Origin of the sequence: Membranihabitans marinus (genome assembly GCF_019802045.1) — a bacterium.
Taxonomy (GTDB): Bacteria; Bacteroidota; Bacteroidia; order Chitinophagales; family Saprospiraceae; genus Membranihabitans; species Membranihabitans marinus_A.
The window spans coordinates 311,504-325,544 of record NZ_JAHVHU010000002.1; the positions used below are offsets into that span (position 1 = coordinate 311,504).

Annotated in this window: 1 protein-coding gene; it reads left to right on the plus strand. The window is 47.7% G+C overall.

Going from position 1 to position 14,041, the window contains the following annotated elements; all coding sequences use genetic code 11:
* Window positions 1–238: 238 nt before the first annotated feature.
* Window positions 239–13,753 (plus strand): T9SS type A sorting domain-containing protein, encoded by a 13,515-nt coding sequence (locus KUV50_RS01595; RefSeq protein WP_222578330.1) that lies wholly within the window; start codon window positions 239–241, stop codon window positions 13,751–13,753.
* Window positions 13,754–14,041 lie beyond the last annotated feature (288 nt).

Genomic DNA, 14,041 nt, shown 5'->3' on the forward strand with positions numbered 1-14,041 from the left:
CGGAAGAAAGCTGGGTGTTAAATAAAGAATGGTACGATAATATTAATAGTTCAATAAATAGACCGCTGGTTGTGGCTGAACTTTTTATTTTTATATTAATGAATTTTCGCTTATAAAAGTTGATTATTGTCAACAATAAACATGTCTTCGTAAGTTGTAATATGACTTTGGCTGTTGATGCAACGGCTCTGGTAATACCTAGTAACCCCTTAAATCTAACATGTAAAACACGCCGACTATGAATTCAAAATTTACCCTTTTAAGTGTATTCTTTTTGATTTTTGTAACAGCCCTCAGCGGGCAGGAAATAACTTTGAATTTCCCAGAGCGACCCCAGACGGTGAATGTTTGTGGCGCGGATAGTTTGAGTTTTTTCAGGATTGAGATCCAGGATTCGACTGATCTGGAGACGGTCAAAATACGACTTCCAGATGGATTGGAATATGTTCCCGGTTCTCTTTCTATGATAGCCAACGCTGGGTTTGCACTGGCGGAGTTCGATGTCAGCGATTTAAATAACCCGGTTTTTGCACCGGATGTTAATGAAGTGGGTAGCGGCAACTTTGTGGAGTTTACCATAGCCAAGAGCGCAGGTTGTGACGCCATCGCTTTTGTGGATGCCGGCAATCTGGCTCAGGACACCATTAGTGTGCTCCGGGATCTGACCATGGGTGATACTGCGATCACGAGTAGTTATGATATTAATTATGGATCCATATCCACCTCCTATGCGTCTTCCACTGCACGGGATACCACCGTGAATGATCTTCCTTCCAAAGTTTGTCGGGAAATTCAGATCGTGAATGGTGGAACCGGATATCTGACCAGTCTTCAGCATCGGGCCACTCCGGGAAGTGATCTTCAGGATTATGTTTTAGTATTCCAGGGTGACACTCTGATTCCTCAATCCACTGTCGGAGGTACTTTAATATATGAGTTTGATTTGAGTGCTCCTCCATTTGCCAATAATTTTGGTAATGGAGACACCCTATTTGAAAATGGGGAAACACTTGTGTTTGAAGAGTGTTTTACCGTGAATTCCTGTAACTTTTCAGAAGGGACGGTCCAACATCAGAGTTCCTGGGGATGTGGGGGAAGCATATGTCAGGAGGGTAATGTCATCAATGGGAATGTAGATCTTCTGTTTTCACAGCCCGAGTTAAATTCAATGATCGATTTCCGGGACAACATTCTTTGCATGGATGGTGTAGACCAGGGTGTCATCCGCATGAAAGTTTGGAATGACGGACAAGGACCCGCCGTGCTCAATCGGATTTCAGCGCGCGCAAATGGTGCGAACACCGCCATTGATGCAGCAAATATTACCATTACCCATGATGGGGTGGATATCAAAAGTTATTTTCCGGAGGCCAATCCAACCACTAATCCCGGCCTTGCCTGCGGATCGAATGTGACGCGAATGGATCTGGAAAGCAGTGATTTTCTAAGCTCTTTCCAGTTGTTGCCCGGGGATACCGTATATGTAGAACTGCGATACGTGTTGTGTTGTCCGACGACGTGCGGCGATTACAGCCGCTCCAATCCATCCATTGCATTGCGGGGGAGTGATCTTTGTGGTGCTAACAATCAAAGCGCTTCTGAAACCTCAGGAACAGGTGGATCAGCAACGGTAGCAGACCCGATTGTCAGTGGTAATTCAATAATAAACAATGGTGACGTCGAGACATTGTGTGTGGAATATCCGAATTACGAATTTTTGGATGTGACTCCCACAGATAGCAGTTATGTGAGTTTTGTGATCGGGTTACCCGATGGTCTGGTGTTTGATGCCCCGAGTACGACCACTGTTATGATTGGTTTGAGTACCGTCGTTCCAATCCAATCTGCTATGCCGACGACAAATGGAGATTCTTTGATCGTCCATATGTTGTTATCAGATGTTCCTCCTTCCAATGCATCGCTTCAGATTTGTTTTGATGTGCGGGCAGTATGTGTAGAAGGTGTCGGTGGAATGGCTTCATTGACCCTTGGTCAATCAACTAGTATACAATGTGATCCATTGTGCATGATTGAGTTGAATTGCAGCAGCCATGATGTGCTGTTGTTCAATTGTGGGGAAGGAGAATGTGACGAAGGTGGTGGTAATATTTACGATTATGAAGTCCAGCGGATTTCTTTTGGTTATGAAGATCCCGAAGACGACCGAGACTGGACTTCTTTTACAAAAGCTGACTCTGCCGATGTCAATGTGAATCGAGCCATGGTGGGAGATACCATCCGTCATCGTTCAAAGCTGGGTTTCGCAGCTGGGACATACAGCTCATGGGATGAGGGTACTTATAAAGAAACCTATACCCAAAACTGGGATGGACTACTTTGTGCAGACACGGCTTGGATTGTTATTCGCAATGGCGGCACGACGTATACGGCTGGTGGACTTGCACCGGTTCCGATCCAAAACGGATTTGAATATGATTTATCTGTGAGCAACCTATCTACGCTGGGTGATTTGCCTTCCAATTATACATTTTCGGATGCGGATACCTTATATCTGAATACGCAGTATGCATTCTGTAAAGAAAAAGCCCAGGACTGGTACAGCATCGTCCCCGGTGTTTATCAGCCTTCAAACACACGGCAAAACGTGATATTCAGTGGTAGTTTTGAAGCTACTCCTGTTGGTCAGAGTACAGCTTATGGCTGTAGTGAACGGTTTGATGAAATGCTTTTCCTGGGAGCTGCCTTATCTGTCGATATCAGACCGGGCGGATTTTCGGGCAGCGGATGTGACCGTAATTTCCGGTATCTTTTTGAAATCCGACAAAATATTGGCGGGGTACTTAGTGGTTATTCGGGAACTTACGACTTTTTCCCCAATGAATTCAGACCATTATATATACCGGATAGCATTGTAATTGCGAAGCAGCCGGACATTTTTTATGATACGGCCCGATTGGTCACCCAACAAGTCAATAATGAAACTCAGGAGCAGCTTGAAAAATACATCCCATTAACCTATCAAACCAATGGGAGCCTGGTGTTTAAAGTGCGTGATGTTCATGATGCCTTTGGCGGGACCTTGTTCCCTTATGAAGAAGAAAATGCGGACCTCCGGTATTATGTGGAGTTCCGGCGATCGTGTGCTTCGCCCCTGGCGATGCGGACGGATCTGGAGATTGCCTATACCTCGCCGTTGTGTCCGGGCGATGAATTTCAAACCGCGAAAACAAATCTTTCAACGGGCAATAATTCAAACCTGAATAACATCGACTTTGTACGAACACCTCGATCTCAACCGGCGAACAATACTTCAACCTGTTATGAACTGCAGGTTCGACCCAGAGGTGGTCAGCTAGCGTATACCTGGTTGGAATTCCCGGCTAATGCAAACGTGACCATTCTATCTGTAAGTGAGAATGGAATGAATATTACCCCGGATGCAGAAGGACGTTATCTCCTTGGAGCACATGCAGGTACGACCACAAAAACGTTCACCATATGTGCACGTCTGGATGGATGTAACCAAGCAAACTTCGACGTCCAGTTTGGCTGGGATTGCAATGGATACCCCGGAGATGTAACCTATGAAGGTACTTGTTCCTACAATGTCCGGACATTCACGATGGAGACTGTTCCTTCGCGATTGCAATTAAATCTGATCACACAACCAGGTCGGGATATGATGGGGAATTATCCGGAACTATGTGACGATTTACTGTATGAATTAACGGTTAATTCCGCGAATGCAGGGTCAGTAGTCGAACCGAGCATGGATATTACACTTCCGGACGGATTTGTAGTGAATATGATCGAAGGGGAATACCCCAATAACAGCGGTAACCTGGAATCACTTCCTTTTACTACGAACGGAAATGTTCTCTCGGTTAACTTGTATGATCATTCCCAATTGGTTAATGACAGTCTGCCTGGAACAGCAACAGATATTACGCCCAATAATCGTCAGGTTTTTATTAGGATCCACGGTCGGACAGATTGTGATTACCGATCAGGTTCCCGGCTTTTCTTTACTTTGTTTGGAAACCGACCCTGCGGAGGCCCGGTGAGTGGAAATGGAACGATAATCGGTACAGATCGATTATTTATTGAAGGATTGAAACCCTATGAAGTCAATCCCGATTTCACCGTAGATGCGTCCGAGGGAATTACCTGTGCATTTAATACCCCGGTGGATGTTTCTTTTCAGGTGGAAGGTGGTGATTTTGTAGGTGCTGACTCCGGAGTGATCATACTTTCTCCGGGTGCTGATTTTGTGACCGGCAGTTTGGTGTGCAATGGTGATCCGACAAAATGTCCGCAAATTGATCGCATCGAAGCAGATCCCAATAATCCTGGTGGAACGCTGGTATATATATCTTACCCGTCGACTATTACGGAGGGTGATCTGGTTAATTATTCTTTTGAAGTAACCGCACAGGAAAATAGTACTTGCGGCCAAGAGATAAGTATCGAACTTGAAAATTATATTACTGTTTCCGGTTTGGAATGTGGAGGAACACCTTGTCCCAATGACCTTGTTGGAATTACAGGCTCTGGATCTATTGATCTGGAAGTTATTCATCCTGAATTAACTTTTAATGGGTTGACAGTCAACACTATTAATGGTACGCCGTATGTAGAATATAGTGGTTCATTGATTTTGTCGGAGCGTGATCTGTCAGCAGAAGATTCATTGTATATTATCGCATACTGTGCAGATGCTATGGGCGTGTCGACTGGCATGGCTGTTGATTCAGTACTGATCACCGGACCCGCTGCTATTGGGTCCATGGTGTCATTCACCGGATCATTCCTGCAAAGCTTATGTAATCTCGATAATGGTTTGGTTGTAACTGCAGAACCCATCAATGGTTGTCTGTGTACTGATCCTGTGTTGTCACAACCGAATGTGGGGAGTGAACAGCGTACCTTCGACCTGGCTTTGGCAAAAACCTTCACGGAGCCTGTGGGTATGAAATATGGCGATACCTTGATCTTTGATATTCAGGTGTTTAATCAGGGTGATGTGCCTGCTGATTCCTTTGAAATTACAGACTATATCCCCTCAGGATTGAGTTATGTGGCAGATAATGATGCAGACGGCTGGAATTATGATGGAACAGGCAAAGCAAAACGCTGGGTCACTGGTCCATTAGTCGGAGGTGCTGATACGACGATTTCGATTTCCCTCAAATTAGAATATACTTTTGAAGTTGGCGCTTACATTAACGTTGCAGAAATTAGTCAGGACGCCAATCCTTTTGACTTAGATGATATAGACTCTACACCGGACGATGATCCGGACAATGATGCCGGCGGAAAGCCCGACAGCCCGGCCGATGATTATGTGGATGGTGACGGTACGGGTACACCAGGTGATGGGGTCGCGGAGACCGATGAGGATGATCACGATCCGGCACGGGTTACGATTGCGGATCTGGCATTGCGTAAAGTGATGAGTGATGATACACCGGGACCATATCGATATGGTGACACACTTCGTATGAACATCGAGTTGTACAACCAGGGCAACGTGCCTACGAACTACATTGAGGTGACGGATTATTTGCCGGCTGGTTTCACATATATCAATGATGCAACGTTAAACGCAGGATGGGATGGAACCGATCCATCGAACCCTGTATACACGTGGACGAACGATACCTTGTTCCAGACGGAAAGCGATACGATCAGTATTTATGTCGTATTAGATATGGTGGACATGCCGGATTCCTCCTCGTGGACGAACTTCAGTGAGATCAGTGTGTCGCGCGATACGCTGGGTATGGATCTGGATGATATTGACAGCCAGGAGGACAATGATCCGACCAATGATGCAGGTGGTCAGCCGGAGAGTCCGGCCGATGACCACATCGATGGCGATGGTAAAGGTACGCCGGGTGATGGCGTCGCGGAGACCGATGAAGACGATCATGATCCTCTCCATGTAGATGTATTTGATCTGGCTTTGGCGAAGACCTTTGATCAGCCGATAGATATGGTATATGGTGATACTTTGGTGTTTGATATACAAGTATTCAACCAAGGGAATGTGGTGGCTGATCGATTTGAGATCACGGATTACATACCTTCCGGATTGATCTATGTGACAGAAAATGATGCGGACGGCTGGGTGTATGATGGAAGCAGTAAAGCAAAACGCTGGGTGGAAGGACCCCTGGAGTCTGGTGCGGATACGACAATATCTATCTCATTGATATTGGAGTATGCCTATGAGGTGGGTGCGTATATCAATATCTCAGAAATCAGCCAACACGATAACCCTAAAGATTTAGATGATATAGACTCTACACCGGATGATGATCCGGACAACGATGCCGGCGGTCAGCCGGACAGCCCGGTTGATGATTATGTGGATGGTGACGGTACCGGTACCCCGGGTGATGGGGTCGCAGAGACCGATGAGGATGACCATGATCCGGCCCGGGTGAGGATTGCGGATCTGGCATTGCGCAAGGTGATGAGTGATGATACACCGGGACCATATCGATATGGTGATACCCTTCGTATGAACATCGAGTTGTACAATCAGGGAAATGTCCCCACGAACTACATCGAGGTGACGGATTATTTGCCTGCTGGTTTCACCTACATCGATGATGCGACGCTGAATGCGGGATGGGATGGAAGTGATCCATCGAATCCGGTATTTACCTGGACGAACGATACGTTATACCAGGCAGAAAGCGATACGATCAGTATCTATGTGGTGCTGAATATGGTGGACATGCCGGATTCGTCTTCGTGGACGAACTTCAGTGAGATCAGTGTGTCGCGTGATACACTGGGCATGGATCTGAATGATATTGACAGCCAGGCGGACAATGATCCGACCAATGATGCGGGTGGTCAGCCGGAGAGTCCGGCCGATGACCATATTGAGGGCGATGGAACAGGTACCCCGGGTGATGGCGTCGCTGAGACCGATGAAGACGACCATGATCCACTTCGTGTAGCTGTATATGACTTAGCGTTGACAAAAATGATCAATCCGTCCAATCCGGGACCATACCGCTATGGTGATACCATCATACTTGATATTACGGTGTACAATCAGGGCAATGAGCCGAGTAATTCAATTGAGATTACAGATTACATGCCGGATGGAATGACCTATGTGCCTGGAGTGGTCTCTGGGTGGAATGATACCGATCCTGAGAATCCCGTATACGTGATCAACGATACATTGTATGCCGGTTTGGATACGACCATTCAGATGCCTGTACGATTAATACAGGGAAGTACTGCAACGAGCTGGGACAACTATGCGGAGATCAGTGCTGCCAGCAACAAGGACGGTGATCCGTTGGATGATATTGACAGTGATGCCGACAATGATCCGGACAATGATTATGGAGCGGTTCCGGATGGTAATACCGATGACGAAACCGGAGGGGATGCAAAACAAGATGGCACCCCGGATGGCGATGATGATCCTTCATTTGATGAAGATGATCATGACGTAGCCCGCGTCCGCATAGTTGATTTTGCCTTAATCAAGCAAATCGATAGTTTGAATAGTGAGTATCCGCTGCAATTCGGTAGCTTAATCAAATTTGACATCATCGTCCAGAATCAGGGCAATGTGGTCAGTGACAGCATTCGGGTAGTAGATTATGTGCCGGCCGGATTTGGTTTTGATCCCAATCTTTCAGAAAACATAGCGGAAGGCTGGCAAGCTGATGGTACTGCGATGATAGAAAGTCGATTAGACTTCGGTGAATTCGATACGATTAGTATATATAAAACCTTGCAACCGGTTTCGGATCCCATGATGGACAGTTGGACAAACTATGCAGAGATTCTCGAAGCATATGACACGATGGGCATGGAGATCGCCGGAGAAGACTTTGATAGTGAACCGGGTAGTGATAGTCCGGAAGAACGAGACGTGAGACCAGGTGACCCTGGAGATGATGACTTTGACAGCACCGGCCGAGATGACGAAGGCAGCGAAGATGATCACGATCCGGCTGGGGTGATGTTCCTGGATTTGGCCCTTTACAAAACGGTAGACAGCACGGAGACGAACTTCCCTGTACGGTATGGGGACTTGATTAAATTTGATATTCATGTCATAAACCAGGAAGGGGTTATGGTCGATAGTGTGCGTGTGGGAGATTATATCCCGGAAGGCTATGCGTTTGATCATTCGATTCCTGAAAATCAGGCGTTTGGATGGAGGTCAGATGCTACTACGGTAATTGAAGGGCCGGTCAACGTGGGAGACACGGTGACTACATCTATTTATCTGGAGCTTAATCAGATTAGTGTGCCCACAGATCGAAGCTGGGTGAACTATGCTGAAATTCTGGAAGCGTGGAACAATGGAATGGAGATAGCCGGTATGGATATTGACAGTGAACCGGGCAGTGATAGTCCGGAAGAACGGGAGGTATATCCAGGTCAGCCCGGTGATGATGATGTGGAGAGTATATCCCGCGATAGTCTGGGAAGTGAGGATGATCACGATCCGGCTTTTGTCGAAGTATTTGATCTGGCACTGCGTAAAACAACCGAAGAAGAAGTTGGTTATCCGGGACTGGAAGCGCAATTTGACATTACGATATTTAACCAGGGTGGAATTCCGGCCACTAATATTGAAGTGACGGACTATGTTCCGATTGGATACGATTTTGATGCCAACCTCAATCCTGATTGGGTGGGAGCGGCTCCTTTGGTGACCTATTTGATTACAGATACGCTTTATCCAGGAGAGAATACGACCATTTCGATTATTTTGACGGTTAATGCAAATCTTGATCCAGACAACCTAATCAATGTATCAGAAATCAGTGCCGCACAGGATACGTCTGGAATGGATCGGGAAGATATTGATGGTGTATTTGATCAGAATCCTGATAACGATGCCGGTGGTGAACCCGATAGTCCGGCCGATGACTATGTAGATGGAGACGGTGCTGGTAATATTGGAGATGGAGTGGCTGAGACGGATGAAGATAATTCGGATCCGGCTAAGATCATACCTTGTCTGGCGGTCAATTGTCACGCTTATATCAATCTTGGATTTGGTGAGGATTGCGAGATATTGGTGACGCCGGATATGTTATTGGTAGATAACCGTTTGGCTGTCGTTCGACCTGATTTTTATAAGGTAGAATTATTTTATGGACCGGATATATTGATAGCAGATAATATATTACGTCCGGAACATGTGGGTAAAGAGATCACAGCCCGGATCACGTTCTTAATTGATGAGTGTGGAAACGGGACGTGTGAGGCGACGATAGTATTGGACAAGCCGAATGCGTGTCTGATAAAGAATACTTTGGACACCACGGTGTATTGCATCGATCCGTTCCTGGCACTGGATCCTTTGGATCCGGCATATCCCAAACCGGAGTTGGTTAATGTTTGCAATAGTGCAGAATTGAAATTGGAGTTGAGTCCGGATTGGATCATGCCTGTATCGTGCGATGAGGCGAATGATACGGCTGAAGTGATTTTCCGGGAGTGGACGGCGACTACAAAAGATGGCGAACGTTGTGTTGGCGTAGATACGATTGTGGTGATGCGGTTGCCCAAATTGACCCCGGAGGCGTTTATAGGAACGGCTGAAGATACGGTATACTGTGAGCTGGAGCCTGTGCGGAATGATGGGGGACTGTTGAAGCGCTATGCATCGTGGAAGCAGCCGGTGGGACTACACGATTATGAGTTGCCGTATGCTAAGCTGCGCGGGGTGACCTATGAATTGCCATTGACAGTAGTGGAAGCGGGGCTGGATCATGCTTCGGGTGAAGGACTGCTTGACGTATACCTGAATTGTGTTATTCTGCGTCAGTCAGATGGCAGTGAAGTAACGATCGGCGATTTGGTGACGGGAAGTTATATGGATAATTTGCTAGCGGGAATGAGTTCTGCACAGCGGGGTTATGGATTCCTTCAGGCTATTCTAGATGGGAATGAGACGCCGGAGACGGTCAGTACAGGAATGGGAAGCTTTACGTTTTATCCCTACTTGCTGTTGCAGTCGGGAGATCAGGTGCTGAGTGAAGACGGTGGGTTTGAGCAGGTGGATGCAGAGTGGTTCTACAGCGGCCATGGCAATAGTCCGTACTGGTTCTCGGGCGGCTGGCCATCGATCTATGGCAATGGAGATTGTGTATCGTACTGTGATACAGGATCGGAGGCCCCGGGTGACCTTCGGGGTGGATGCATATTGATCCAGGTACCGTCGCTATCGTCAGAAGGCTTTAGTACCTCCGAATGTGATACAATCTGTCTGACAGCAGGTGGTATTCATTGTGGGATCACGATCGAACGCGATGTGACAGCAGCGTGGCAGGGAGAATGTCCCCAGACGTGCGGGGTGAATACGAAGATCACACAGACATGCTGGGCGGAGACTCCGAACTATTGTGCTATTGAAGGACCAGCAACTGATAACGAACTGGTGAGCTCGTACGACAGCACAGCGAAACGTGTAGAGATAGCACTTAGCCAATGGCAGACCTTAATAGATACGGTGGGTCCGATCTTTGAGTTCTGTTATCCGGAAGGCTGGGATCAGTCGGAGGTACAGACATCGATACGTAATGGTGCCCAGTATAGCGAGGCACTGACCTGGGAGCGTTCGAACCCGACGAGATACCGTGTGGGTGAATCGATTTGTGAAGCGGAAGTATATGTTCCTGCTGTCGAATTGATAGACAATTGCAGCGGTATTCATTCCGTCAAAGCGATGATGGATGTACGAGGTGGTACCCGTGCTGTAGAGCTGGAACTCACGTCGACCCGAATGAAGGTGTTAGCGAACGGCGATACCTGCACGATATACACGTATTCTCATACGCAGGATCCGATCCGTATCCCCTTCACGGAATGTGAAGGAGCGTTGAACGAGGTTCGGTATGAGGCTGCGGATAATTGCTGGAATCAGAGTCGCTGGACGAAGTTTATCGAGATAACGGATGATGTACCACCGACGGTGGTTGTGAATCGCAACTTGAATGTGACGTTGACGAACAAGATCGCATGGGCCCGGGCGACGTCGTTTGATGAAGGCAGCTGGGACAATTGTGCGATCGGTCTTCGATTGGGTCGACGAACGGATTGGTTGTCGGAGTCCGGGATGGTAGACCTGTGTGATGGCAATCGCCCCCATGCACCGTACGACAACTGGGTAGACCTGTTGGATGATTTGGGTGTGGACCGGACTCAAGCCACTACGGCGGTGACCGGCGGCGAGGTGAGTATGGCTGCATTCAATGCAAAATACAATGTCAACGATCTGTCGTCAATATTGAATGACGGGGAGGTTGAGCGATATTATTATAAACAAATCGAATGGCTGTGGGAAGATGAGGAGGCCTGCGGAGAGAAAGTAGTTCACGGGTGGTTGTACTCGATGGCAGCGCACATAGCCGAACACTGTTCATCGGAAGATGAGCATGGAAACGCCCTTCGGGTGAGCGATCTGGAAGCGATCTTTGATCGTCTGACAGGCACGCCGGGGTATGGTCAGGAGATGGCCTACCTGGGTGGTGGCTGGACGAAGGAAGTGCCGTTCAAGTGCGGTGATGCGTGCGAGGAAGTACCGGTGGAATTGTTGGTGATGGATCATTGCTGCAATTTTGGAATCGGAAGGACCGGGGTACAGGTTGATGATGAGAGTGCTGCGAAGCTGGTGAAGCGCTTGCCTGATCTGACGGTGACGTGTGAAGCATACCATGGTTTTTACAAAGACATTGTAGCGGAAGCGGCTGCACTGGGAGAGCAGGGTAGTGCGGTGGATGAAAATGATGTATTCGCAGCTTTGGACAGCGTGTTTGGCCGGTACATACCGACGTGGGTGGATGGACAAAATCGTCCGACGGATATAGACGGAAACTTGCTTCCGAATAGTGCGCTTTACTTTGACTACCACAGCATCAGCTGTGGAGAGAAATCGGAGACGGAGAAGGTAGCGGTTGAAGGCCACGACGGTCGGATCGACTGGGTGAACCAGGTCACGCAAACGACCTATCTGGATACGACGGACCACACGGGATCGAATGGTGTGATACAGATTAACTGTGCTGCGGAATTGGTTCAGGATGTGTGGATTGATCTGGATGAATGTGGTCAGGGGACGCTTACGCGGCGGTTCTTTATCACGAGCGGATGTGGCGCCGGCAGACCGGAACTGGTATTGGAGCAGGTGATACGAATCGAATCGGCGTGCGGACTCAGAGCGAGTATGTTTGATTTACCAGCGAATGTAGGAAGTCATGATGATCCGATCTGTCTGCCGGAGTCCCTGACGAAAGAATACGTGCCGGATACGATCGGAGCAGCTAAGGTGAAGTCCCATTTAGATGATGCGCTGTGTGCATCCATAGCCATCGGTAAGACGGTTAAGGAGCTCAATGTACTGAACAGTGACATGAAGAAGTATGAGATCACGTGGTCGATGGTCGACTGGTGTGCGGATCATACTTCCAGTACACGGACGCTGACTCATGTTCAGACGGTGATCGCGACGATCGATCCGTCGTGTGCTATCGATGGTGGAACCGGGTCCGGCGATGTCAGCTTGATCACGGGTCAGATCCGGACGGAGCTGAACAGTCCGGTGAAAGGGATTGATGTGAAAGCGGTACTGGGATCGGGCAGTCCACTGGAGGTGTCGACCTCGGAAGATGGCAGCTTTAGCATGACGGTTGATCAGGGCAGCACGGTCAGTATTGTTCCGTATAAGAACAGCGACTTTGCAGCGGGTGTAAGTACCGCGGACCTGATCGATATGCAACGACATATCTTGCAGAAGAAGCGTCTGGACAGCAAGTACCAGCGTATCGCAGCGGATGTGAACGGAAATGGATTGATTGACGGGCTGGATGTACTGGAGCTGCGCAAAGTGGTTCTGAATCCGAGCGGGGTGTTTGCGAACAATACGAGGTGGCGGTTCTATGATACAGCGACGGGTCAGGAAGTGTTTGATCTGGAGGATGTATCGGAAGACCATCATGTGGAGTTCACGGGCGTGAAGATCGGTGATGTGAATTTGAGCTTGTCCCGACAGAATGTTGGGAGCGATCCGCCGAGCCCCAATAGTTATCGGGGTCGAAGCACGAAGGGTCAATTGCATCTGAATATGGCGGACAAAGTGCTGAAAGGCGGTGAAGTGTACCGCATTGAAGTTCGATCGGATAACTTTGAGAATATTCGAGGCTTGCAATACACGCTGGACTATGCGGATGCGTATGTATCGGTGGAATCGATGGAGCCGGGTGTGCTGAATATCACGGGGGACAACTACCTGAAGTATGCACCGGGCGTGGTCACCGCCAGCTGGAATGATGCAGAAGGTGTGAGTGCTGCGGCCGATGAAGTGTTGTTTACGATTGTGGTCAAAGCGAAGAGTGCTGCTCATTTGCGGAATGTATTGAGTATAAATAATAGGATTATTAAATCTGAAGCATATATCGAAGGTGATACAGAGTCCGTCCCCCGAAGCTATACCCCTGAAAGGAAAGATGTGGCTCTGTACTTCGATAACTCAGATAGCGGCTTTGCGTTGTACCAGAATACACCGAATCCATTTACCGGAGAGACGGTGATCGGATTTAAGTTGCCCGAGGCCACATCGGCTGTTATGACGATCTATGATGTGAATGGTCGTTTGATTAAGCGCATCCAGGGCGATTATAAGGCCGGGTACCATGAAGTACGCGTGACGTCCATGGAACTGGGTGTAACGGGTGTGTTGTACTATCAGTTGGATACGGATAAATATACCGCGACGAAGAAGATGATAGTGGTGGAGTGATTTTGAATTTTAAATGTTTAATTGTGAATTGAACATTTATAAAATAAGGAAATACAGCCTCTGGAGTTAAAAGCTTCAGGGGCTTTTTTTATTTGAAGTGTAAAAATAGGAAAAGAGGTAAATTGGATATAAGGTCACATGGGATATACTTTTAAGTATGGGGAAGGCAGCGATATAAATAGCCGTTATAATTCATGTTTTGGGTGATATAATTTTTCATTGTTGGAAAAGATGTTATAAATAATGTGTTAAAATGCGGAATGTGTTTTATATTCGAATCTTTATTTC